The following is a 23,860-nucleotide window of genomic DNA, read 5'->3' as shown; positions in this document are numbered from 1 at the left end:
AGTTTTCTCCATTAATACAGTTACATACTCATAAGGGTGTTCAGTTGCAGGATCGGCTGCAGGATGGCCAGCACGATAAACAGCACCATGCCGGCCATGGTGACCACCAGCAGGGGTTCAAACAGACTGAGGGCCATCTGGATCTGCGCGCTCAGCTCCCGGTCCTGGTTCTCCGCCGCGCGCTCCAGCATCGCGGTCAACTCGCCGCTCTGCTCGCCGCTGGCGATCATGTAGCGCATCATCGGCGGGAACAGGGCGGTGGATTCCAGCGCCCGATGCAGACTGACGCCTTCGCGTACCGATTCGCTGGCCGCCGCCAGCTGGCTGCGCGCCCAGGCGTTGCTGAGGACGCCGGCGCTGATGCGCATCGACAGCAGCAGCGGCACCGCGCTGGCATTGAGAATGCTTAAGGTGCGGGCGTAGCGTGCGCTGTTCACGCTGCGCGCCACGCGGCCGATGACCGGCAGGCGCAGCAGCATCCGGTCCCAGGCGAGCCGCCGGCCGGGCTGGCGCAGCAGATAACGCAGCGTCAGCAGCGCCAGTAGCGACAGCAGCACCAGCCAGGGCCCCGCGCTGCGCACGATATCGCTCAGGCTCATCAGCAGCCGGGTGGAGAACGGCAGGGCCTGTTTCAGATGAACAAACTGCTCAACGACTTTTGGGACCACAGTGGAGAGCAGAATGGCGATCACGCTGATGGCGACCAGCGTTAGCACGATGGGATAGATCATTGCCTGCTGCAGGCGGGCGCGAAGCTGCTGGCGCTGCTCGGTATAGTCCGCCAGCCGGTTCAGCACGCCGTCGAGATGGCCGGAGGTTTCGCCAGCCGCCACCATGGCGCAGAACAGTCCATCGAAGCAGGCGGGATAGCCGCGCATCGCCTCCGCCAGCGAATGGCCTTCGAGTACTTTGCTGCGCACCCCGGCCATTAACGTTCTTAGCGGCGCCTTTTCGCACTGCTGGGCGACGGCATCGAGCGCTTTTTCCAGCGGGATCCCGGCGGCAACCAGGGTGGCCAGCTGGCGGGTGAGCAGGGCTAAATCACCGGCGCTGGTGCGCCGGGTGAGGGATCCGCCGCGCCACAACCGGCGCGCCGGGTCGGCGGCGGTCACTTCCAGCGCCAGCCAGCCGTTGTCCCGCAGCAGCTGGCGGGCGTGGCGGGCGGAGTCGGCCTGCTGAACGCCGCGGCGGGTTTTGCCCTGCGGGTCCAGTGCCTGATAGCGAAACAGGGCCATCTCAGACGCTTTCCGTCGTTTGCTGTTCGGTGACCCGCATCACCTCTTCCCAGCTGGTGATCCCCGCCAGCGCTTTGTCGCGTCCGGCATGACGCAGGGTTTGCCAGGCTGGCCCCAGCTGCTGGATCAGGGTGATCTCATTCTCGCCGCGGTGGATGGCGGCGCGGACGCGGTCGTCAACCAGCAGCAGTTCATGAATACCGGTGCGTCCGCGATAGCCGATGAAATTACACTCCGGACAGCCTTTGGGCTGCCACAGCCGCGCGCCGACCGGGACCGCCATCTGCCGGGCGGTGTCGGCATCCGCCTGCGTGGGCTGACGGCAGTGCGGGCACAGTTGGCGCACCAGCCGCTGCGACATCACCGCCAGCAGCGACGTGGAGAGTAAAAAAGGCTCCACGCCCATATCCTGCAGACGGGAAATGGCGCCCAGCGCGCTGTTGGTGTGCAGGGTCGACAGCACCAGGTGTCCGGTCAGCGAGGCCTGGACGGCGATCTGGGCGGTTTCGCCATCGCGGATTTCCCCCACCAGTACCACATCCGGATCCTGGCGCAGTATGGCGCGCAGGCCGCGGGCGAAAGTCATATCGACTTTGGCGTTGACCTGAGTCTGGCCGATGCCCTCCAGCTCATACTCCACCGGATCTTCAATGGTCATGATATTGCGTTCGTGGGCGTCGAGGCGGCTGAGGGCGGCATACAGGGTAGTGCTTTTCCCCGACCCGGTCGGCCCGGTGACCAGAATAATGCCGTGTGGCCGGGCGATCAGCGCGTCGACCCGATCGAGCAGAGCGGGGGGCATGCCCAGCGTCAGCAGATCCAGGTTGACGCTGTTTTTGTCCAGCAGGCGCAGGACGACGCGTTCGCCGTGGCTGGAGGGCAGGGTGGAGACGCGCACGTCGATCGCCCGCCCGCCGATGCGCAGCGCCATCCGCCCATCCTGAGGGATCCGTTTTTCAGCAATATCCAGGCTGGCCATCACCTTGATACGCGAAATTAACAGCGCGGCCAGCCGCCGCTGCGGGCGCAGAATTTCGCGCAGCACGCCGTCGACGCGAAAGCGGATCTGCAGATGGCGCTCATAGGTTTCGATATGAATATCCGAGGCTTTCTCTTTGATGGCCTCGGTGAGCATGGCGTTGATCAGGCGGATGATCGGCGCGTCGTCCTCGCTGTCGAGCAGATCGTCGCTGTCCGGTAGCTCTTCGGCGAGGGTATAGAGGTCGAGCTCATTGCCGATATCGGCCATCATGCGGTGCGCTTCCGCCGAGTCGCGCTGATAGCTGAGCACCAGCACTTTCTCGAACGCGTCCGGCGCCAGACGGCTGACGCTCATCGGTCCGTCCGCCAGGCGACGCGCTTCCAGCAGCGCCCGGGCGGCGGTATCGGAGCGGCACAGCGCTTCGCAGCGTTCGCCGTCGCTGAGCAGCACAAGATGATGCGCGCGGGCCCAGGCAAAGGGCAGCAGCGGACGGCGTTCGGCGGCTGGCGTCATGGGCGGCCTCCGAGGTTAAAGGCGTCAATGGCGGCGCTGACCTGGCGGAAGGCCTGGGTCTCCTGCTTTGGATAGATGTGCAGCAGGTCATTACTGAGTGTCGCTTCGCTGCTGTCTTTGCCCCGCTGTTTGGTTTGCGCATTGTCGAATGCGGTGTACTGGCCGGAAGAGGCCTGACGGTACTCATCACGATCGCGAATGATGGTCGGACGGATAAACAGCATCAGGTTGCGTTTCGACACTTTCTTGCTCTCGGAGCGGAACAGGGCGCCGATCACCGGGATGTCGCCGAGCAGCGGCACTTTGTCGGCGGTATCGGTGACGCTTTTATCCAGCAGCCCGCCAACCACCACCGTTTCACCGCTGCCGACCAGCACGGCGTTATTCACCGTCCTGGTATTGAAGGTCGCGCCGAGATCGCTACTGGTGCTGGAGGCCGAGTCGGCGACGCTCGATACCTCCTGCTCAATCTCCAGCAGCACGGCATCGCCTTCGTTAATCTGCGGTTTCACCTTCAGCTTAATGCCGACGGTTTTGCGCTCGACGGTATTAAAGATGTTGTCGCCGGAGGTGGTTTGCGAGCCGGTTAATACCGGAACTTCCTGGCCGACGTTAAAGGTGGCTTGCATGTTGTCGAGGGTGACGATGCTGGGGGTGGCCAGAATATCGTTCTTGGTACTGCTGGAGAGGGCGGTGAGCAGCATCGCCCAGTTCCCCTGATAGAAGCCGGCGGCGATACCGTTAAACGAGCCCAGAGCGCTGGCCAGCGAGCTGCTGACGGTACCGTCTTTGTTGTATTGGTTGGCGCCAGCGATAACCGTGGAGATCGGCAGCCCGCTGTTGGTGAACTGGGTCATGCCGGCATTTTTATTGGCCCACTGGATACCGAGGTTGAGGCCGTCGGCATCCTGCACTTCGGCGATAATCGCCTCCACCAGCACCTGCGGGCGGCGGATATCGAGCTGGGCGATCACTCGCTCAAGATCGTTCATCACGTCCGGCGCCGCGGTGACGATCAGGGCGTTGGTCTGGCCGTGGGCTTTGATAATGATATTTTTGTCGATCGCGGCCACCGGTTTGGCGCTTTGCTTATCGTTCTGTAGTGAGCTGCTGATCCCGGTGAGGACCTCCACCAGATCGGCGGCTTTGGCGTACTTCAGGTAGATCACTTTGGTGTTGCCCTGCACCGCCTGCTGGCGGTCGAGCTGTTTGATCATGGCGATAATGCGCTGGCGCGAGTTCGGCTCGCCGCTGACCAGTACCGCGTTGGTGCGCTCATCGGCCACCACGTTCGCCACCATCGAGCCCGGCAGCGCCGACTTGCTGCTGTCTTTATTGAGCTCGGTAACCAGTTTGACCACCTCCGCGGCGGAGGCCCAGGAGAGGGGAACGGTCACCACGCTGCGATCCCCGGCGTTGTCGACGCGCTCGACAATGGTCAGCAGGCGTTTGATGACCGCTGCGCGGCCGGTCATCAGCAATACGTTGGAGGGCTCATAATGGACCACGCTGCCGGCGCCGGCGTTATCGTTCAGCTGGCGAAGCAGCGGGGCGAGATCGCGGGCGGCGACGTTGGTCAGGGGCACCACCCGGGTGACCACTTCATCGCCTTCGCCCGGTGCAGCCTCGCTGGCGACCGGGACGGCCGAGGTTTTTGCATCTTTAGCCCGCACCACCTTCAGTACGCCGTTATTCATATTGATCACGGCGAAGCCATACACATCCAGCACGCTAAGAAAGAATTGATAATACTGCTCTTCATTGAGCATATCGTAACTGCGTACGGTAATGGTGCCGCGCACGCTGGGATCGATAATCACCGTTTTATTCAGGTTTTTGCTGACGGTATTGATAAATTCCTGGATATCGGTGCCTTTAAAGCTGGCGGAAAATTCTTCTGCGATGGCCGGACGAAATAGCAGCGGCGTTAATATCAGCAGCACAGTCAGCATTTTCCGCAGTCGTTTTATGGTTGGCAATTATTCATCCCCCAGCGCGAAAGCGATATCGTGTCGTTGACCTTCTCGCTCAACGGTCAGCGTTATTTCGGTCTGTTCATTCAGGTGTTGCAGCGCCTGCTGTGCTTGCGCCTGATCGCGTAAATCAATGCCATTTAGGGCAATGGCTAAATCATTTTCCTGCAGGCCGGACTGACGAAATAGCGAGGCGTCTTTGCCTGGATTAAGGCGATAGCCCTGCAGTTTGTCGCCACTGAGCACCGGCGAAATAGATAAATAAGTGAGGATATTTTGCGGCTGTTCGCGGAGTTGCTTCACAAGAGGCGGAGTGGCCGCTGTAGCGGGCGATGACGACGGCGCGCGGGTATCGTTAAATAACAAAATGGCCTCTTTGCGTCCCTGATAGTTAACGATGATCCGGTCGGGAAGAATGGCGACGATCCGCGCATCATACCCCGGGATAGTATCGCCGGCGCTAAGGCTAACCTGCTGATTTCCTTTTTCTATAATGGCGATGGATCGTGCCGGGTTACTGCTGGCGAGCAGACCCGTAAGGCGTAGTTTCAGGCTGGAAACCGGCACCTGATTGAGGTGGGTTGCATCCGTTGGCGCGGGGTTGTTTTTTGCCACCAGACCAAACAGGGTAAATACAGGCCGTTCGGTTTTTAATTCCGACTCCGCCATTGGAGAAGCGGTTAATGGCAGGGCGGAAATATCCTCAGGACTCACAGGGAATACCACGCGCCAGGTTAATTTCGCCAGCTGGGGGATAGCGGTTATTAATATGATGAGCGTCACAATTTGTGGTAATAATTTAATTATCCCTTTATTTATATTTGTTAACCCCATCACAGAAACTGGCATTTTAATTCCTTTACTAATTTATTTTTCTGCACGTTGGCGTAATACCCTACCGAAACAGGTAGGTGATTATTGGCTTTTGAATTATTTATTGCCGGAGAGTGGCGATAAGCTTGGCGAATCATAATCAGTTTGCGGTTTCGGGTCGTCATTCCCTTTATTGATTTACTCCCCCGGTTTCCTACGCCCCCCTCTCATTTGTGGGGGATGATTGCGCCCCGGAAAGCAAAAATATCTAATTAGCGCGCTGTAAAGATATTCATCCTTTCTTACCTTTTATAATTTAATAAGCATATTAGGGACTATCGAATGCTCAGATATACCTGTCATGCCCTATTTCTTGGATCGTTAGTATTATTGAGTGGCTGTGATAACAGCTCTTCCTCTTCACCCTCTGGCTCACCGGGTTCACCAGGCAATCCTGGCAACCCAGGCACGCCCGGTACGCCCGACCCGCAGGATGTGGTCGTCCGCTTACCGGACGTTGCCGTCCCTGGCGAAGCGGCGCAGGCTTCCGCCAACCAGGCTGTCATTCACCTTGTCGATATCGCCGGCATCACCAGCAGCACGCCGGCCGACTATGCGACTAAAAACCTCTATCTATGGAATAACGAAACCTGTGATGCGCTGAGCGCGCCGGTGGCGGACTGGAATGATGTCAGCACTACGCCGACCGGCAGCGACAAATATGGCCCTTACTGGGTGATCCCGCTGACTAAAGAGAGCGGATGTATCAACGTTATCGTCCGCGATGGCACCAATAAGCTTATCGACAGCGACCTGCGCGTCTCTTTTGGCGATTTCACCGATCGCACGGTATCGGTCATCGCTGGCAACAGCGCGGTCTATGACTCCCGCGCCGACGCCTTCCGCGCCGCCTTTGGCGTGGCGCTGGCCGATGCGCACTGGGTCGATAAAACCACCCTGCTGTGGCCGGGCGGCGAAAATAAACCCATTGTGCGCCTCTATTACAGCCACAGCAGTAAGGTGGCCGCCGACAGTAACGGCGAATTTACCGATAAGTATGTCAAGCTGACTCCCACCACCGTCAGTCAGCAGGTGAGCATGCGCTTCCCGCATCTCGCCAGCTATCCTGCCTTTAAGCTGCCGGATGATGTCAACGTCGATGAATTGCTGCAGGGCGAGACGGTGGCGATATCCGCCGAAAGCGACGGGATCCTGAGCTCCGCCACCCAGGTACAGACCGCCGGCGTGCTGGACGATACCTATGCCGCCGCCGCCGAGGCGCTGAGCTACGGCGCCCAGCTAACCGATAGCGGCGTGACCTTCCGCGTCTGGGCACCCACGGCGCAGCAGGTTGAGCTGGTGGTCTACAGCGCCGACAAGAAGGTGGTGGCCAGCCATCCGATGACCCGCGACAGCGCCTCCGGCGCCTGGTCCTGGCAGGGCGGGAGCGACCTGAAGGGCGCGTTCTACCGCTACGCGATGACCGTCTACCACCCGCAGTCGCGTAAAGTCGAGCAGTACGAAGTGACCGATCCCTACGCCCATAGTTTGTCGACCAACTCGGAGTACAGCCAGGTGGTCGATCTCAACGACAGCGCGCTGAAGCCGGAAGGCTGGGACGGGCTGACGATGCCGCACGCGCAGAAAACCAAAGCCGACCTGGCGAAAATGACGATCCACGAGTCGCATATTCGCGATCTCTCTGCCTGGGATCAAACCGTTCCCGCCGAACTGCGCGGTAAGTATCTGGCGCTCACCGCCCAGGAGAGCAATATGGTCCAGCATCTGAAACAGCTGTCGGCCTCGGGAGTGACCCATATTGAGCTGCTGCCGGTCTTCGATCTGGCGACGGTCAATGAGTTCAGCGACAAAGTCGCCGATATTCAGCAGCCGTTCAGTCGCCTGTGCGAGATCAACAGCGCGGTGAAGAGCAGCGAGTTCGCGGGCTATTGCGACAGCGGTTCGACGGTCGAAGAGGTGCTGACCCAGCTGAAGCAGAACGACAGCAAGGATAACCCGCAGGTGCAGGCGTTGAATACGCTGGTGGCGCAGACCGACTCCTATAACTGGGGCTACGATCCGTTCCACTACACGGTGCCGGAAGGATCCTACGCCACCGATCCGGAAGGCACGGCGCGCATTAAAGAGTTCCGCACCATGATTCAGGCGATCAAGCAGGATCTGGGAATGAACGTCATTATGGACGTGGTGTACAACCACACCAACGCCGCCGGCCCGACCGACCGCACCTCGGTGCTGGATAAGATCGTCCCCTGGTACTATCAGCGCCTGAATGAAACCACCGGCAGCGTGGAATCGGCCACCTGTTGCTCCGACTCGGCGCCAGAGCACCGGATGTTCGCCAAGCTTATCGCCGATTCACTGGCGGTATGGACCACCGATTATAAGATCGATGGCTTCCGCTTCGACCTGATGGGCTATCATCCGAAAGCGCAGATCCTCTCGGCCTGGGAGCGCATTAAAGCGCTGAACCCGGACATTTATTTCTTTGGTGAAGGCTGGGATTCCAACCAGAGCGATCGCTTTGAAATTGCCTCGCAAATCAATCTGAAAGGCACCGGGATCGGCACGTTCTCCGATCGTCTGCGTGACGCCGTGCGCGGCGGCGGGCCGTTCGATTCCGGCGATGCATTGCGCCAGAATCAGGGGGTGGGTAGCGGCGCCGGCGTTCTGCCGAATGAGCTGACCAGCATGACCGACGATCAGGCGCGCCACCTCGCCGATCTGACCCGTCTGGGCATGGCCGGTAACCTTGCGGACTTTGTGCTGATCGACAAAGACGGCGCGGTGAAGAAAGGCAGCGAGATTGACTATAACGGCGCGCCTGGCGGCTATGCGGCTGACCCGACGGAAGTCGTGAACTATGTGTCAAAACACGACAACCAAACGCTGTGGGACATGATCAGCTACAAAGCTGCTCAGGAGGCGGATCTCGATACCCGCGTCCGGATGCAGGCGGTGTCGCTGGCGACGGTGATGCTCGGCCAGGGGATCGCCTTTGACCAGCAGGGCTCAGAGCTGCTGCGCTCTAAATCTTTTACCCGCGATTCGTATGATTCCGGTGACTGGTTTAACCGCGTGGATTACTCCCTGCAGGACAACAACTACAACGTGGGTATGCCGCGCAGCAGCGATGATGGCAGCAACTATGACATCATCGCCCGGGTGAAAGACGCGGTGGCTACTCCGGGTGAAACGGAGCTCAAGCAGATGACCGCGTTTTATCAGGAGCTGACCGCGCTGCGTAAATCGTCTCCGCTGTTTACCCTCGGTGACGGCGCGACGGTGATGAAGCGCGTGGACTTCCGCAACACCGGCGCCGATCAGCAGACGGGTCTGCTGGTGATGACCATCGATGATGGGATGCAGGCTGGCGCCAGTCTGGACAGCCGTGTCGACGGCATCGTGGTGGCGATCAACGCCGCACCGGAAAGCCGGACGCTGCAGGACTTCGCCGGCACATCGCTGCAGCTGAGCGCCATCCAGCAGGCGGCAGGCGACCGTTCGCTGGCGAGCGGCGTGCAGGTTGCCGCTGACGGCTCGGTCACGCTGCCGGCCTGGTCGGTAGCGGTTCTCGAGCTGCCACAGGGGGAATCGCAGGGCGCTGGCCTGCCGGTGAGCAGTAAATAACATAACGTGGGGCGCCCGTAAGGGCGCCTCTGGCTGATGACAAACCTGTTTCGTTATTGTGCTCGCCTTTCTGCCGGGTGGCGGCTTACGCCTTACCCGGCCTACGAAAGACTGCAATATCAAACAGTTATGCGGTTATCTGTCGGCCCGCACTAGCGTAGCGCCGCCGGGCAATCTCTGAAGAATGCACTTTGTCAGCAGTCTGGGGCGCCCGTAAGGGCGCCTTCTCTGCACCGTGAGGGAACAGGAGACGGTTGTGATTGTTCGTGATGATAGTGAAAGAGGCATCCCGCCTCTGGTGGCGCATCAGCCGCCGTCCGCGCAGGCAGACGCGCCGGTAAGTCGCGGCCGGATGGTGCAGATCCCCGGCTGGATTATCCCGCTGTACGCCGGATTATTTATCGCGCTCGGCTGGTTTGGCGGCGAGCAGTGGCGCCATCCGTCACCGCCGCAAACGCTGCCTCTGCCGGTGGCTCATGCGGCGCTTTTGCCGTTAACCGCCGCCGGGGAGACCGCGCCAAAAAACCCGCCGTCGGCGGTAAAACCCAGCGCGCCAGCGGCGCCGGTAGTGGACAGCGATACGCTGCCGCCCCTGCGCTACAGCGCCCATGTCTACGCCTCGCTACCGGAAAAGCGCAGCATTGTGTTAAACGGCAAAGCGTGGTCGGAGGGTGATTCCCCGCTGCCCAATCTGGTGGTGGAGCAGATCCAGCAGGATGTGACGATCTTTAGCTTCAACGGCACAACATTTACCCTGGCGGCGCTGGATGACTGGCCCGGCGGGAAAATTGACGAGGAGCCGAAAGGGGAATAAGGGCTACGCGCAATAAAATGCGCGTTGAGAATATTTTGTTTAGTCGCTGCGCAAGCTGGCAATAAAGGGAGCGAGCTGGCGATTAAATTGACTACACTGTGTGGCTTCCGGAGTGCTGTCCTGCAAAAGTTGTTGATAAAGCCGGTCGCTATTTTGGCTTAACGTCGCCACGTCAATATTTCCCCACCCGCGCGCTTTGCCGACATTCACCGCTGCCCGATATATCGTTTCATCGGCGGGCAGATCGCTACGATTACATTTATTCTTGAGATAGCGCGTCCCGGCTGCTACCGACGAGAGCTGCTCCAGCTGCGCCTGGCTGCTGATGGCCGGGCTGAGCGTTGAGGCGGGTTTCTGTTGGCAGCCAGAGAGCACGGCGACCACGCAAAGCGAAAATATAAGCGGAATGCGCATAGTAAAGTAATCAAAATAATGAATCACTGGCCGCTAGTTTAACAAAGATTTTCCTGGTGTCATCATAAAATATTATTCTGCATAAATGTTAACAGGCTCTCATTTTTATTGGAAGAAACTCGATTAATTCCCTTTACTTCTCTCAATAATAAATGTTGTCGTCCGGGAAATATATTTTCGGTGTGAGGCGATGCCGCCGCATTTGGCATCAGGGCGAGCGTCATTTTTTATGTTATTAAAAAACATACTCTTTCCCATCTTGTTACGTGCGCAGGAGGTAAAATGCTGGTTAAGAATGTCGCATTTTAGTGCTATCCTGTATGCCCTGAACATTACGTGCTATGTTCTGACCATTTCTGCTGATGATGCGTTTAACATAATGATTTTATGGTGAATTTTTATTGTTAATATCATGTAAAACGAAGCAAACCAACCTCATGAAAGGCTGGCGGCATGTCCTGCCTGCCAGCAGGTTGTCGTCCGAAGGATAAGCAGCCTGGACGTTAATTTGAGAGATTTCTTCTTCCTCTGTGCAGGGGAAGTATTGAGAATCAGGCCCTTGCGCCTGAACGTTGCGGAGAAAAAGCATGGCGGGAGATGACCGCGAGCCTATCGGACGTAAGGGGAGACCCTCACGTCCGACAAAACAAAAAGTTACCCGTCGCCGGGTCCGGGAAGAGGACTACGACGACGAGTATGATGACGATGATTATGAGGATGAGAAACCGGTGCCGAGAAAAGGAAAAGGCAACGGTGGCAAACCTCGTCGTAAGCGCCGCTGGCTGTGGCTGCTGGTCAAGCTGGGGATTGTCTTCGCGGTGCTGATTGCCGCCTATGGCGTCTACCTCGATCAGAAAATCCGCAGCCGCATTGACGGTAAAGTCTGGGAGCTGCCGGCCGCGGTTTATGGCCGGATGGTGAATCTTGAGCCGGATATGCAGATCAGCAAAAACGAGATGGTGCGTCTGCTGAACGCCACCCAGTATCGTCAGGTCAGCGCGATGACGCGCCCGGGCGAATACACCGTGCAGGCCAACAGCATCGAGATGATCCGTCGTCCGTTCGATTTCCCGGACAGTAAAGAAGGGCAGGTGCGCGCGCGTCTGACCTTCGATGGCGACCATCTGGAGACCATCGAGAATATGGATAATAACCGCCAGTTCGGTTTCTTCCGTCTCGATCCGCGTCTTATTACCATGCTGCAGTCGCCGAACGGTGAGCAGCGCCTGTTCGTGAAGCGCAGTGGCTTCCCGGATCTGCTGGTGGATACGCTGCTGGCGACCGAAGACCGCCACTTCTACGAGCACGATGGTATCAGCCTGTATTCCATCGGCCGCGCGGTGCTGGCGAACCTGACGGCAGGTCGTACGGTGCAGGGGGCGAGTACCCTGACCCAGCAGCTGGTGAAAAACCTGTTCCTCTCCAGCGAGCGCTCCTACTGGCGTAAAGCCAACGAAGCGTATATGGCGCTGATCGTCGATGCCCGTTACAGCAAGGATCGCATCCTTGAGCTGTATATGAACGAGGTGTACCTCGGCCAGAGCGGCGATAATGAAATTCGCGGCTTCCCGCTGGCCAGCCTGTACTACTTTGGCCGTCCGGTGGAAGAGCTGAGCCTCGATCAGCAGGCGCTGCTGGTGGGGATGGTGAAAGGGGCGTCGGTGTATAACCCGTGGCGCAACCCGAAACTGGCCCTTGAGCGACGCAATCTGGTGCTGCGTCTGCTGCAGCAGCAGCAGGTTATCGACCAGGAGCTGTACGATATGCTGAGCGCGCGTCCGCTGGGCGTGCAGCCGCGCGGCGGGGTGATTTCACCGCAGCCGGCCTTTATGCAGATGGTTCGTCAGGAGCTGCAGGCGAAGCTGGGCGATAAAGTGAAAGATCTCTCCGGCGTGAAGATCTTCACCACCTTCGACTCGGTGGCGCAGGATGCGGCGGAAAAAGCGGCTACTGAAGGGATCCCGGTACTGAAGAAACAGCGCAAGCTGGCAGACCTGGAAACCGCCATGGTGGTGGTGGACCGCTTCACCGGCGAAGTGCGGGCGATGGTCGGCGGCGCGGAGCCGCAGTTCGCCGGCTACAACCGCGCGATGCAGGCCCGCCGGTCGATTGGTTCTCTGGCCAAGCCGGCGACCTATCTGACCGCGCTGAGCCAGCCCAATCAGTATCGCCTGAACACCTGGATCGCCGATGCGCCGGTGACCATTCGCCTGTCCAACGGCCAGACGTGGTCCCCGCAGAACGACGATCGTCGCTTCAGCGGCCAGGTGATGCTGGTGGATGCCTTGACCCGCTCGATGAACGTCCCGACGGTTAACCTCGGGATGGCGCTGGGCTTGCCGGCGGTCGTCGATACCTGGACTAAACTGGGGGCGCCGAAGAATCAGCTCAACGCGGTGCCGGCGATGCTGCTGGGTGCGCTGAACCTGACGCCGATTGAAGTGGCGCAGGCCTTCCAGACGATTTCCAGCGGCGGCAACCGTGCGCCGCTGTCCGCCCTGCGGTCAGTGATTGCGGAAGATGGCACGGTGCTTTACCAGAGCTACCCGCAGGCGGAACGCGCCGTGCCTGCCCAGGCGGCCTACATGACGCTGTGGACCATGCAGCAGGTGGTGCAGCGCGGCACGGGGCGTCAGCTGGGCGCGAAGTATCCGGGCCTGCATCTGGCGGGAAAAACCGGGACCACCAACAATAACGTCGATACCTGGTTCGCCGGCATCGACGGTAGCCAGGTGACCATCACCTGGGTGGGCCGCGACAACAACCAGCCGACCAAACTGTACGGCGCCAGCGGCGCGATGTCGATTTACCAGCGCTATCTGGCGAACCAGACGCCGACGCCGCTGGCGTTGACGGCGCCGGAAGACGTGGTCGACATGGGCGTGGACAGCAACGGCAACCTCGTCTGCAGCGGTGGCGTCCGTTCGCTGCCGGTCTGGACGACGCAGCCGGATGCGCTGTGCCGCCAGGGCGAGATGATGCAGCAGCAGCAGTTGCAGCAGCAGGAAGCGAACAACCCGTTTAATCAGTCCGGGCAACAGCAGCCGCAGCAGCAACAGCAACAGCAACAGCCGAAGCAGCAGGAAAAGAGCGACGGCGTCGCGGGCTGGATCAAGGATATGTTCGGCAGTAACTGATTTTGGCCGCACAACCCGACCCCTTAATACGAAAGTATTAAGGGGTTTTTTTATACCTGTAAAAAAGTTAACGCCTCTTTAACTCCATAATAACTATCTGGTTATTAATTCGGCCTTCGGTCTCGCCAGGCTGGCATATCGCTTGCCTTGCCTTCGGCGTTTCGCCTATTATATCGCCCGTCATAATAATAATTATCGTTTACGTTATCATTCACTTTCATCAGAGATATACCCATGGCGCGTCCAAAAACTGCTCAGCCAAATCACTCGCTGCGTAAAATCGCAGTCGTAGTAGCCACGGCGGTTAGCGGCATGTCTGTCTATGCACAGGCTGCGGAACAACCGAAACAAGAAGAGACTATCACCGTCGTTGCGGCACCGGCCGCCCAGGAAAGTGCCTGGGGACCGGCGCCGACCATCGCGGCAAAACGCTCTGCCACGGCGACGAAAACCGATACCCCGATCGAAAAAACGCCGCAGTCTGTCTCGGTGGTCACGCGCCAGGAGATGGAGATGCGCCAGCCGACCACGGTAAAAGAGGCGCTCTCCTATACGCCGAGCGTCTTCTCCACCCGCGGTAGCTCGACCACCTATGATGTGGTCACCATCCGCGGTTTCACTACCTCGACGACCGTCAATACCAACCAGTATCTGGACGGCATGAAGCTGCAGGGAAATAACTACTCTGAAGTCTCCATGGACCCGTATTTCCTCGAGCGCGTGGAAGTGATGCGCGGGCCAACCTCGGTGCTGTACGGCAACAGCAACCCTGGCGGTATCGTCAGCATGGTCAGCAAACGCCCGACCACTGAGCCGCTGAAAGAAGTGCAGTTCAAGATGGGCACCGACAACCTGTGGCAGACCGGGTTTGACTTCAGCGACGCCATTGATGATGCCGGCGTCTGGTCCTATCGCCTGACCGGCCTGGGCCGCAGCCAGGATACCCAGCAGCAGATGGCGAAGTCTACACGCTATGCGGTGGCGCCGTCCTTTAGCTGGCGCCCGGACGATAAAACCGACTTCACCTTCCTGAGCAACTTCCAGAATGACCCGGATGCGGGCTACTACGGCTGGCTGCCGCGCGAAGGCACCGTGGTGCCGTATTACGATGCCAACGGGAAGGCGCACAAGCTGCCGACCGATTTCAACGAAGGCGAGGCGGATAATAAGATCTCGCGCCGCCAGAAGATGGTGGGTTATAGCTTCTCCCATCAGTTTGATGACACCTTTACCGTGCGGCAGAACCTGCGCTATGCCGAAGTCGATACCTTGTATCGCTCGGTGTACGGGAATGGCTATGTCGCCCCGGGCTACATGAATCGCGCCTATGTGCGTTCTGATGAGCACCTGAACACCTTTACCGTCGATACCCAGCTGCAGTCTGCTTTCGCCACCGGCGCGGTCAGCCATACGCTGCTGACCGGCGTGGATTACTCACGAATGCGCAACGATGTGGATGCCGACTACGGGACGGCGGATCCTATCAGCATGAGCAACCCGCAATACGGCAACCCGAATATTCAGGTCACTTTCCCGTACGCGGTCCTCAACCGAATGGAGCAGACGGGCCTGTACGCGCAGGATCAGATGGAGTGGGATAAGTGGGTCATGACCCTGGGCGGCCGTTACGATTACGCCACCACCTCAACGTTAACTCGCTCCAGCAACAGCCTGGCGGAGAATCACGACCAGCAGTTCACCTGGCGCGGCGGTATCAATTACCTGTTTGATAACGGCATCTCTCCGTACTTCAGCTACAGCGAATCCTTCGAGCCGGTATCGGGCTCCGGGCTTAACGGCCAGCCGTTCGATCCGTCGCGTGGCAAGCAGTATGAAGCTGGCGTGAAATATGTGCCGAAAGATATGCCAGTGGTGGTCACCGCCGCGGTCTATCAGCTGACCAAAGATAAGAACCTGACGGCGGATCCGGCTAACCAGGCGTTCAGCATCCAGACCGGCGAGATCCGCTCCCGCGGCCTTGAGCTGGAGGCGAAAGCGGCGGTGAACGCCAATATCAACGTCACCGCGGCCTACAGCTATACCGATGCGGAATACACTCACGATACGGTGTTCAACGGCAAGCGTCCGGCGGAAGTGCCGCGTAACATGGCGTCGCTGTGGGCGGATTACACCTTCCACGAAACCGCGCTCAGCGGTCTGACGGTCGGCGCCGGGGCGCGCTATATCGGTTCTACGGTCAGCTATTACAAAACTGACACCAGCACCGGTAACAAAAATGATGCCTTCAATGTGGCCGGTTATGCGCTGATGGATGCGACGGTCAAATACGATCTGGCGCGCTTTGGCCTGCCGGGCTCTTCGGTCGGCGTCAACGTCAACAACCTGTTTGACCGCGAATATGTCTCCAGCTGCTATAGCGAATACGCCTGCTACTGGGGTGCGGGACGTCAGGTTGTCGCGACCGCAACCTTCCGCTTCTAACTACTCACGGGCGCGGTTCGCCGCGCCCAACATCAGGTTGTTGCTATGCAGGAACAGACTCCGCACTCTGAGACCACCTTTGCGTTAAATGGCGTGACCTTTCGCGTACCGGGTCGCACGCTGCTTCACCCCCTTTCGTTAACCTTCCCGGCAGGAAAAGTGACTGGCCTGATAGGCCATAACGGTTCCGGCAAATCCACATTACTGAAAATGCTCGGCCGCCATCAGCCGCCTTCCGCGGGCGAGGTGCTGCTGGACGGCCAGCCGCTGGAGAGCTGGAGTAGCAAGGCGTTTGCCCGCAAAGTGGCCTATCTGCCGCAGCAGCTGCCGGCGGCGGAAGGGATGACAGTTCGCGAGCTGGTGGCGATAGGTCGCTACCCGTGGCATGGCGCGCTGGGGCGCTTCGGCGCGGCGGATCGCGAAAAGGTGGAAGAGGCGATCGCGCTGGTGGGGCTGAAGCCTTTGGCGCAGCGGCTGGTGGACAGTCTCTCCGGCGGCGAGCGTCAGCGGGCGTGGATCGCCATGCTGGTGGCGCAGGATAGCCGCTGTCTGCTGCTTGATGAACCGACCTCGGCGCTGGATATCGCCCATCAGGTCGATGTCCTGGCGCTGGTGCATCGTCTCAGCCAGCAGCGTGGCCTGACGGTGATCGCGGTCCTGCATGATATCAATATGGCTGCCCGCTACTGCGATTATCTGGTCGCGCTGCGCGGTGGGGAAATGATCGCCCAGGGGACGCCAGCAGTACTGATGCGCAGCGACACGCTGGAACAAATCTACGGCATCCCGATGGGGATCCTGCCGCACCCGGCGGGCGCGGCGCCGGTAAGTTTTGTCTATTGATGATGAACCCAACTCTGATAACCCGACGCCGCCTGCTGACCGCGATGGCGCTCTCGCCGCTGCTGTGGCAGATGCGCGGCGCGCAGGCGGCGAACATTGACCCGCAGCGCGTCGTCGCGCTGGAGTGGCTGCCGGCCGAACTGCTGCTGGCGCTTGGCGTCACGCCCTACGGCGTGGCCGACATTCCCAACTATCGCCTGTGGGTGAACGAACCCGCGCTGCCCGCGTCGGTAATCGATGTCGGCCTGCGCACCGAACCCAATCTTGAGCTGCTGACGCAGATGAAACCGTCGTTTATCGTCTGGTCGGCAGGCTATGGCCCGTCGCCAGAAAAGCTGGCGCGTATCGCGCCTGGCCGTGGTTTCACCTTCAGCGACGGCAAACGGCCGCTGGCGATGGCCCAGCGTTCGCTACTGGAAATGGCCGACCTGCTGGGTAAACAACAGCAGGCGAAGCGCCATCTGGCGGAGTTCGACGCGCTGATGGAGAACCTGCGTCCGCGATTTGCCCGGCGTGGCGATCGCCCACTGCTGATGATTTCGCTGCTCGATGCCCGCCACGTGCTGGTATTTGGTGAGAACTGCCTGTTCCAGGAGGTGCTTGACCGCTTTGGCATTCAAAACGCCTGGCGCGGCGAAGCGGCATTCTGGGGCAGCGTCACCGTCGGTATTGACCGGCTGGCGGCATTTAACGAGGCCGATGTGATCTGTTTCGATCATGGCAACGATCGGGAGATGGCCCAGCTGTTGGCGACCCCGCTGTGGCAGGCGATGCCGTTCGTGCGCGCGGGGCGTTTCCAGCGGGTTCCGGCGGTGTGGTTCTATGGCGCGACGCTGTCGGCGATGCATTTCGCCCGCGTGCTGGCCGATGCGCAGGGGAGGGCGGCGGTATGAACGCGCGTCTCTCGCCGTTAGCCATTTTCCTGCTGACCGGGCTGCTGGTTGCCGCTTTCGCGCTGAGCATCGTCAACCTCAATGTCGCTTTACCTTACGCGCAATGGCGTCAGGCGCTGTGGCAGCCGGATATCGATAATATCGCCCAGATGCTGTTCCATTACAGCCTGCTGCCGAGGCTGGCGATATCGCTGCTGGTCGGCGCCGGGCTGGGGCTGGTCGGCGTGCTGTTCCAGCAGGTGCTGCGTAACCCGCTGGCGGAGCCAACCACGCTCGGCGTCGCCACCGGCGCACAGCTGGGAATGACGGTGACGACGCTATGGGCCATCCCTGGCGTGCTGGCCTCGCAGTTTGCGGCGCTGGCTGGGGCTTGTCTGGTGGGGGCGCTGGTGTTTGGCGTCTCGTGGGGCAAACGTCTGTCGCCGGTGACGCTGATCCTGGCCGGCCTGGTAGTGAGTCTCTATTGCGGCGCGGTCAATCAGCTGATGGTGATTTTCCATCACGATCAGCTGCAAAGCATGTTCCTGTGGAGTACTGGCACCCTGACGCAGACCGACTGGAGCGTGGTGCAACGCCTGTGGCCGCAGCTGCTCGGCGGCGCGATGTTGACGCTGTTATTGCTACGCCCGTTAACCCTGATGGGACTCGATGATGGCGTGGCGCGCAACCTTGGGCTGGCGCTGTCTCTGGCGCGGCTTGGCGTGCTGACGCTGGCGATTGTCATCAGCGCGCTGCTGGTTAACGCGGTCGGCATTATCGGCTTTATCGGTCTGTTCGCGCCGCTGCTGGCGAAAATGCTCGGCGCCCGCCGCCTGCTGCCGCGATTGCTGCTGGCGGCGCTAATTGGCGCGTTGATCCTGTGGCTTTCCGATCAAATTATTCTCTGGCTCAGCCGGGTCTGGCGGGAAGTCTCGACCGGGTCAGTCACCGCGCTGATTGGCGCGCCTTTATTGCTGTGGCTGCTGCCGCGGCTGCGCAGCATCAGCGCCCCGGTGATGAATGGCGGCGATAAAGCGTTGATCGAGCGCCGCCACGTGCCGTGGTTCGCGCTGGGCGGCTTAGCGCTGCTGCTGTTGGCGATAACCGCCGCGCTGACCTTTGGTCGCGATGCCCATGGCTGGCAGTGGGCCAGCGGCGATCTGCTGGCGCAACTGATGCCCTGGCGCTGGCCACGTGTGCTCTCGGCGCTGTTCGCCGGGGTGATGCTGGCGGTCGCGGGCTGCATCATTCAACGCCTGACCGGCAACCCGATGGCCAGCCCGGAAGTACTGGGCATCAGCTCTGGCGCGGCGTTCGGTGTGGTATTGATGCTGTTCTTCGTGCCGGGCAACGCCTTTGTCTGGCTGCTGCCTGCCGGCAGCCTTGGCGCGGCGGCAACGCTGCTGGTTATTCTGATCGCCGCCGGGCGCGGCGGTTTCTCGCCGCACCGGATGCTGCTGGCGGGGATGGCGCTGAGTACCGCCTTCACCATGCTGTTGATGATGCTGCAGGCCAGCGGCGATCCGCGCATGGCGCAGATCCTGACGTGGATGTCCGGTTCGACCTATAGCGCGACGCCGGAGATGGTGCTGCGTAGTGGCGTGGTGATGCTGGCGCTGCTGGCGCTGGCGCCGCTCTGCCGCCGCTGGCTGACCATTTTGCCGCTGGGCGGCGAGGCGGCGCGGGCGGTGGGGATGGCGCTGACGCCATCGCGTATCGGGTTGCTGCTGCTGGCGGCGAGCCTGACGGCGACGGCGACGCTCACCATTGGGCCGTTAAGTTTCGTTGGCCTGATGGCGCCGCATATTGCGAGGATGCTGGGATTCCGCCGGACGATGCCGCATATGGTGATTTCCGGGCTGACGGGCGGGATGCTGCTGGTGTTCGCCGACTGGTGCGGGCGGATGATCATGTTCCCCTACCAGATCCCGGCGGGGCTGTTGTCGACCTTTATCGGCGCGCCGTACTTTATCTATTTGCTGAGAAAGCAGAGCCGCTAACGATCCTGGATGGCCTCAATATCCCCGGTGGCGCTAGCGCTTACCGGGGCTACAGCGCTGTGCGATTTGGTAGCCCGGACAAGGCGCAGCGCGCCGCCTCCGGGAAAATCCCTGCGCCACCAGGCCTTCAAGTACCTTACAGTTTGGCAAACACCCGACGGGCGGCGTCGATGGTGTTGTTAATGTCCTCTTCGCTGTGAGCGATGGACATAAAGCCGGCTTCAAATGCCGACGGCGCCAGGTACACACCTTCCTCCAGCATCAGGTGGAAGAAGCGCTTGAAGCGTTCGACATCGCACTTCACCACGTCCTGATAGCAGGTGACGGTTTCGGCATCGGTAAAGAAGATGCCGAACATGCCGCCGACGTTATTGACCACCAGCGGGATCCCGGTTTCGCGCGCCGCGTTCAGCAGGCCATCCGCCAGCTGGTTGGTCAGATCGGTCAGGGTTTCATGCACACCCGGCTGCGCCACTTCACTTAAGCAGGCGAAGCCAGCGGCCATGGCGATCGGGTTACCGGAGAGCGTACCAGCCTGGTACACCGGGCCGGTCGGCGCCAGCGCGTCCATCACTTCGCGGCGGCCGCCGAAGGCGCCCACCGGCATCCCGCCGCCGATGATTTTCCCGAGACAGGTCAGATCCGGCTCCACGCCGTAATAAGCCTGGGCGCCCGCCAGCGCCACGCGGAAGCCGGTCATCACTTCGTCGATGATCAGCAGGGCGCCAAATTCGTCGCACAACGCGCGCAGGCCCGGCAGGAACTCCGGCTGCGGCGGAATGCAGTTCATATTCCCGGCGACCGGCTCGACGATGATGCAGGCGATATCCTGTGGATATTGCTCGAACGCCGCGCGTACCGAGGCGAGGTCGTTATAGGTGCAGGTCAGGGTATGTTTCGCGAAATCGGCTGGCACGCCCGGCGAATTTGGCTGGCCGAGGGTCAGCGCGCCGGAACCGGCTTTCACCAGCAGACAGTCGGCATGGCCGTGATAGCAGCCTTCGAACTTAATGATCTTATCGCGGCCGGTGAAGCCGCGGGCCAGGCGAATGGCGCTCATGGTCGCTTCGGTGCCGGAGTTCACCATCCGCACCATATCCATGGTCGGGACCAGCTCGGTCACCAGCTCCGCCATTTTCACTTCCATTTCGGTCGGCGCGCCAAAGCTCAGGCCGCGGGACGCCGCTTCGATCACCGCATTGCGGATAGCCGGGTGGTTGTGGCCCAGCACCATCGGACCCCAGGAGCCGACATAATCGATATAGGCCTTCCCGTCCACGTCATAAAGATAGGCGCCATCCGCGCGTTCGATAAACAGCGGCGTGCCGCCGACGCCGGTGAAGGCGCGCACCGGCGAGTTAACGCCGCCGGGGATCAGTTCGCGCGCAGCATGGTATAGATTTTCAGATTTGCTCATGGCCAGGGTCCTGGTTCGTGAAAAATGTTTTATCGGCTATTCTAAGTTATTCCAGGATGGTTATGAAAGTTTTGCCCAATTGAAACAATGTGCCGCAAGGGCATTTTTTTGACGACGCAGCGCGCCGGGACGGCTAAAATGCCTCTCTCTTCATTTTTATTACCAATAATTGATAATGGCATGAAAGCAGAAACTCCCTCTTTTGAAGCACATCAGTTCGTGCGGGTACGTCGCGGCGATGCGGTGCGCCGTTTGATTCAGCGCGATAAAACGCCGCTGGCGGTCCTGTTGATGGCGGCGGTGGTTGGCACGCTGGCCGGTCTGGTGGGCGTGGCGTTTGAAAAGAGCGTGAACTGGGTGCAGAACCAGCGGATCGGCGCGCTGGCGCAGGTGGCCGATCATTGGTATCTGGTCTGGCCGCTGGCGTTTATCTTGTCGGCGCTGCTGGCAATGGTCGGTTATTTTCTCGTGCGCCGCTTTGCGCCGGAGGCGGGCGGCTCCGGGATCCCGGAAATCGAAGGGGCGCTGGAGGAGCTGCGGCCGGTGCGCTGGTGGCGCGTGCTGCCGGTGAAATTCATCGGCGGCATGGGGACCCTGGGCGCCGGAATGGTGCTGGGACGCGAAGGGCCGATGGTGCAGCTTGGCGGCAACATTGGACGCATGGTGCTGGATATCTTCCGCATGCGCAGTCCGGAGGCGCGGCACACGCTGCTGGCGACCGGTGCGGCGTCGGGGCTCTCGGCGGCCTTTAATGCGCCGCTGGCCGGTATTCTGTTTATCATCGAAGAGATGCGCCCGCAGTTTCGCTACAACCTGATCTCCATTAAAGCGGTATTTACCGGCGTGATCATGTCGAGCATTGTGTTTCGTATTTTCAATGGCGAAGCGGCGATCATTGAGGTAGGCAAGCTGAGCAACGCCCCGGTGAATACCCTGTGGCTGTATCTGGTGCTGGGCATGCTCTTTGGTTGCTTTGGTCCGCTGTTTAACTTCCTGGTGCTGCGCACCCAGGATATCTTCCAGCGCATCCACGGTGGCAATATCAAAAAATGGGTATTGATGGGCGGGGTCATCGGCGGGATCTGCGGCCTGCTGGGGCTGATGCAGCCCTCCGCGGTGGGCGGTGGCTTTAACCTGATCCCCATCGCCGCCGCCGGTAATTTCTCCGTCGGTTTGCTGCTGTTTATCTTTATTGCCCGCGTGGTGACCACGCTGATCTGCTTCTCTTCCGGCGCGCCGGGGGGGATCTTCGCGCCGATGCTGGCGCTGGGCACCTTGCTGGGCACGGCGTTCGGCATGGCGGCTATTCCGCTGTTTCCGGCCTACCATCTCGATGCCGGCACCTTCGCCATCGCCGGGATGGGGGCGCTGCTGGCCGCCTCGGTGCGCGCGCCGCTCACCGGGATTGTGCTGGTGCTGGAGATGACGGATAACTATCAGCTCATTTTGCCAATGATTATTACCTGCCTTGGCGCAACACTACTGGCGCAATTCCTCGGCGGTAAGCCTTTGTATTCGACCATTCTGCAACGTACGCTGGCGAAGCAGGAGGCCGAGCAGGCGGCAAAAGCGCAGCAGGCACCGCGGGAGAATACTTGAACGATTTACCAGGGTATTAGATAATGGCTCAAAAGGTCCGGTTATTCTTTAACCGGCCGGAAGTATCAATGGGAGCAAAAAATGAGTGATGACGTAGCGTTGCCGCTGGAGTTTACCGAAGCCGCAGCCAACAAAGTAAAACACCTGATTGCGGATGAAGATAATCCGAACCTGAAACTGCGCGTGTATATCACCGGCGGCGGTTGCAGCGGTTTCCAGTATGGCTTCACCTTTGACGATCAGGTGAACGAAGGCGATATGACCATCGAGAAACAGGGCGTCGGCCTGGTGGTTGACCCAATGAGCCTGCAGTATCTGGTCGGCGGCGCCGTCGACTATACCGAGGGTCTGGAAGGTTCGCGTTTCATCGTGACCAACCCGAACGCGAAAAGCACCTGCGGCTGCGGTTCCTCATTCAGCGTTTAAAGCGAGTGCGACCGGGCGCCTTCTCCTCCAGCGAGAGGGAGCCAACGCGAAAAACGGTAACCTTAAGGTTACCGTTTTGCTTTTACTACCGCCCGTTATCGTCCAGGGCAAACGTCGGCAGCTTCAGGTGCCAGCGGATCGCCGCCAGACGGATCACCAGTGTCACCACCATGCCCATCATCGCCGAATTCTCCAGCGGGAGATGAAAGGTGTCGTGCGCTGTAGCGTGGACAATGCCGCCGACAATACAGGCGGTGGCGTAGATCTCGGTGCGCAGAATCATGGGAATTTCGCGCGCCAGCACGTCACGGATAATCCCGCCGCCGACGCCGGTGACCACCCCCATGCAGACCGCCACCAGCGGACCACTGCCGGCGAGAAAGGCTTTATTGACGCCGATGCCGACAAACACCGCCAGACCGACGGCATCAAGAACGGGCAGTATCCATTTCGGCAGCCGACGCGGCTGGCGGACCAGCAGGATGGTCAGCATGCTGGTGACCATCGCCACCACCAGATCGGTGGGATCTTTGACCCAGAATACCGGGCCATTCGCCAGCGCCATGTCGCGGATGGTTCCGCCGCCCACCGCCGTCACCACGCCTAACACCAGCACGCCGAATGGGTCCATGCGTAATTTTCCCGCCAGCAGAACGCCGGAGATCGCGAAGACAGCCGTGCCAATAATATCCAGCCAATAGACAAGCATCGTTGATTCCCACTGAACAT

17 protein-coding genes are annotated in these 23,860 nt (G+C 60.1%); 9 read left to right on the top strand and 8 right to left on the bottom strand.

Features of this window, described 5'->3' with window-relative positions:
- Positions 1–20: 20 nt before the first annotated feature.
- Genes gspF through NKJ21_RS13495 form a run of 5 tightly spaced genes read right to left on the bottom strand, consistent with a single transcriptional unit; the run spans position 21 to position 5,674 of the window.
- Positions 21–1,235, bottom strand: a complete 1,215-nt coding sequence (gspF, locus tag NKJ21_RS13515) for a type II secretion system inner membrane protein GspF (protein ID WP_012542823.1) — start codon at positions 1,233–1,235, stop codon at positions 21–23.
- A 1-nt stretch (position 1,236) separates the two neighbouring features.
- Positions 1,237–2,730: a type II secretion system ATPase GspE gene (gspE, locus tag NKJ21_RS13510; protein ID WP_012542822.1), complete on the bottom strand. Its 1,494-nt coding sequence runs from the start codon at positions 2,728–2,730 to the stop codon at positions 1,237–1,239.
- A complete protein-coding gene (gene pulD / locus NKJ21_RS13505) occupies positions 2,727–4,700 on the bottom strand; it encodes a GspD family T2SS secretin variant PulD (RefSeq protein ID WP_162493344.1) in 1,974 nt (657 codons plus the stop codon). Before pulD ends, gspE begins: the two co-directional genes overlap by 4 nt.
- A gap of 9 nt (positions 4,701–4,709) precedes the next feature.
- Complete coding sequence (gene gspC, locus NKJ21_RS13500) at positions 4,710–5,552, bottom strand: type II secretion system protein GspC (RefSeq protein WP_022065530.1); 843 nt, start codon at positions 5,550–5,552, stop codon at positions 4,710–4,712.
- A complete protein-coding gene (locus NKJ21_RS13495) occupies positions 5,537–5,674 on the bottom strand; it encodes a hypothetical protein (protein ID WP_162542770.1) in 138 nt (45 codons plus the stop codon). The genes gspC and NKJ21_RS13495 overlap by 16 nt, the downstream gene beginning before the upstream one ends.
- 184 nt (positions 5,675–5,858) lie before the next feature.
- On the opposite strand from NKJ21_RS13495, the gene pulA reads away from it, so the two are divergent.
- Together pulA and gspB are read left to right on the top strand one after the other, a co-directional pair.
- A complete protein-coding gene (gene pulA, locus NKJ21_RS13490; RefSeq protein WP_032731631.1) occupies positions 5,859–9,167 on the top strand; it encodes a pullulanase-type alpha-1,6-glucosidase in 3,309 nt (1,102 codons plus the stop codon).
- 256 nt (positions 9,168–9,423) lie between these two features.
- Positions 9,424–9,981, top strand: a complete 558-nt coding sequence (gene gspB, locus NKJ21_RS13485; RefSeq protein ID WP_012968916.1) for a type II secretion system assembly factor GspB — start codon at positions 9,424–9,426, stop codon at positions 9,979–9,981.
- 39 nt (positions 9,982–10,020) lie between these two features.
- Here the strand turns inward: gspB and gspS are convergent, their stop codons facing one another.
- Entirely contained in the window at positions 10,021–10,395 is a 375-nt protein-coding gene (gene gspS, locus NKJ21_RS13480) for a type II secretion system pilot lipoprotein GspS (RefSeq protein ID WP_012968915.1), read from the bottom strand.
- Positions 10,396–10,982: 587 nt separating this feature from the next.
- Here gspS and mrcB point away from each other — a divergent pair.
- From mrcB to fhuB, 5 genes are all read left to right on the top strand, one after another.
- On the top strand, positions 10,983–13,532 hold the full coding sequence (gene mrcB / locus NKJ21_RS13475; protein WP_254732941.1) for a bifunctional glycosyl transferase/transpeptidase: 2,550 nt from the start codon (positions 10,983–10,985) through the stop codon (positions 13,530–13,532).
- 234 nt (positions 13,533–13,766) lie between these two features.
- Positions 13,767–15,974 carry a ferrichrome porin FhuA gene (gene fhuA, locus NKJ21_RS13470; protein ID WP_022065534.1) on the top strand — a complete coding sequence of 736 codons (2,208 nt, stop codon included), beginning with the start codon at positions 13,767–13,769 and terminating at the stop codon, positions 15,972–15,974.
- 45 nt (positions 15,975–16,019) lie between these two features.
- Positions 16,020–16,817, top strand: a complete 798-nt coding sequence (fhuC, locus tag NKJ21_RS13465; protein ID WP_023339603.1) for a Fe3+-hydroxamate ABC transporter ATP-binding protein FhuC — start codon at positions 16,020–16,022, stop codon at positions 16,815–16,817.
- Positions 16,817–17,710, top strand: coding sequence for a Fe(3+)-hydroxamate ABC transporter substrate-binding protein FhuD (fhuD, locus tag NKJ21_RS13460; protein ID WP_012968911.1), 894 nt, complete (start codon positions 16,817–16,819; stop codon positions 17,708–17,710). The genes fhuC and fhuD overlap by 1 nt, the downstream gene beginning before the upstream one ends.
- Entirely contained in the window at positions 17,707–19,689 is a 1,983-nt protein-coding gene (fhuB, locus tag NKJ21_RS13455; protein ID WP_109909963.1) for a Fe(3+)-hydroxamate ABC transporter permease FhuB, read from the top strand. Before fhuD ends, fhuB begins: the two co-directional genes overlap by 4 nt.
- Before the next feature lie 136 nt (positions 19,690–19,825).
- Here fhuB and hemL read toward each other — a convergent pair whose 3' ends face one another.
- The gene (hemL, locus tag NKJ21_RS13450; RefSeq protein WP_022065539.1) at positions 19,826–21,106 is read right to left on the bottom strand and encodes a glutamate-1-semialdehyde 2,1-aminomutase; all 1,281 of its coding nucleotides are present in this window, start codon (positions 21,104–21,106) and stop codon (positions 19,826–19,828) included.
- Between the two features lie 180 nt (positions 21,107–21,286).
- On the opposite strand from hemL, the gene clcA reads away from it, so the two are divergent.
- Positions 21,287–22,705, top strand: coding sequence for a H(+)/Cl(-) exchange transporter ClcA (gene clcA / locus NKJ21_RS13445; protein WP_008807364.1), 1,419 nt, complete (start codon positions 21,287–21,289; stop codon positions 22,703–22,705).
- An 81-nt stretch (positions 22,706–22,786) separates the two neighbouring features.
- Positions 22,787–23,131, top strand: coding sequence for an iron-sulfur cluster insertion protein ErpA (gene erpA, locus NKJ21_RS13440; RefSeq protein ID WP_008807363.1), 345 nt, complete (start codon positions 22,787–22,789; stop codon positions 23,129–23,131).
- Positions 23,132–23,216: 85 nt separating this feature from the next.
- Here the strand turns inward: erpA and NKJ21_RS13435 are convergent, their stop codons facing one another.
- Positions 23,217–23,840: a TRIC cation channel family protein gene (locus NKJ21_RS13435; RefSeq protein WP_002889277.1), complete on the bottom strand. Its 624-nt coding sequence runs from the start codon at positions 23,838–23,840 to the stop codon at positions 23,217–23,219.
- Between the last annotated feature and the right edge of the window lie 20 nt (positions 23,841–23,860).

Source organism: Klebsiella sp. SWET4, assembly GCF_024296565.1.
In the GTDB taxonomy this organism is placed as follows: Bacteria; Pseudomonadota; Gammaproteobacteria; order Enterobacterales; family Enterobacteriaceae; genus Klebsiella; species Klebsiella variicola.
Note: the sequence above shows the minus strand (reverse complement) of the source record. Positions and strands in the feature narration are given on the sequence as shown.

Coding starts and splice junctions, on each gene's coding strand:
- erpA (WP_008807363.1), top strand. CDS start 22,787: ATGAGTGATGACGTAGCGTTGCCGCTGGAGTTTACCGAAGCCGCAGCC.
- gspF (WP_012542823.1), bottom strand. CDS start 1,235: ATGGCCCTGTTTCGCTATCAGGCACTGGACCCGCAGGGCAAAACCCGC.
- mrcB (WP_254732941.1), top strand. CDS start 10,983: ATGGCGGGAGATGACCGCGAGCCTATCGGACGTAAGGGGAGACCCTCA.
- NKJ21_RS13435 (WP_002889277.1), bottom strand. CDS start 23,840: ATGCTTGTCTATTGGCTGGATATTATTGGCACGGCTGTCTTCGCGATC.
- NKJ21_RS13495 (WP_162542770.1), bottom strand. CDS start 5,674: ATGATTCGCCAAGCTTATCGCCACTCTCCGGCAATAAATAATTCAAAA.
- fhuC (WP_023339603.1), top strand. CDS start 16,020: ATGCAGGAACAGACTCCGCACTCTGAGACCACCTTTGCGTTAAATGGC.
- fhuD (WP_012968911.1), top strand. CDS start 16,817: ATGATGAACCCAACTCTGATAACCCGACGCCGCCTGCTGACCGCGATG.
- pulA (WP_032731631.1), top strand. CDS start 5,859: ATGCTCAGATATACCTGTCATGCCCTATTTCTTGGATCGTTAGTATTA.
- gspS (WP_012968915.1), bottom strand. CDS start 10,395: ATGCGCATTCCGCTTATATTTTCGCTTTGCGTGGTCGCCGTGCTCTCT.
- clcA (WP_008807364.1), top strand. CDS start 21,287: ATGAAAGCAGAAACTCCCTCTTTTGAAGCACATCAGTTCGTGCGGGTA.
- gspE (WP_012542822.1), bottom strand. CDS start 2,730: ATGACGCCAGCCGCCGAACGCCGTCCGCTGCTGCCCTTTGCCTGGGCC.
- hemL (WP_022065539.1), bottom strand. CDS start 21,106: ATGAGCAAATCTGAAAATCTATACCATGCTGCGCGCGAACTGATCCCC.
- gspC (WP_022065530.1), bottom strand. CDS start 5,552: ATGCCAGTTTCTGTGATGGGGTTAACAAATATAAATAAAGGGATAATT.
- fhuA (WP_022065534.1), top strand. CDS start 13,767: ATGGCGCGTCCAAAAACTGCTCAGCCAAATCACTCGCTGCGTAAAATC.
- fhuB (WP_109909963.1), top strand. CDS start 17,707: ATGAACGCGCGTCTCTCGCCGTTAGCCATTTTCCTGCTGACCGGGCTG.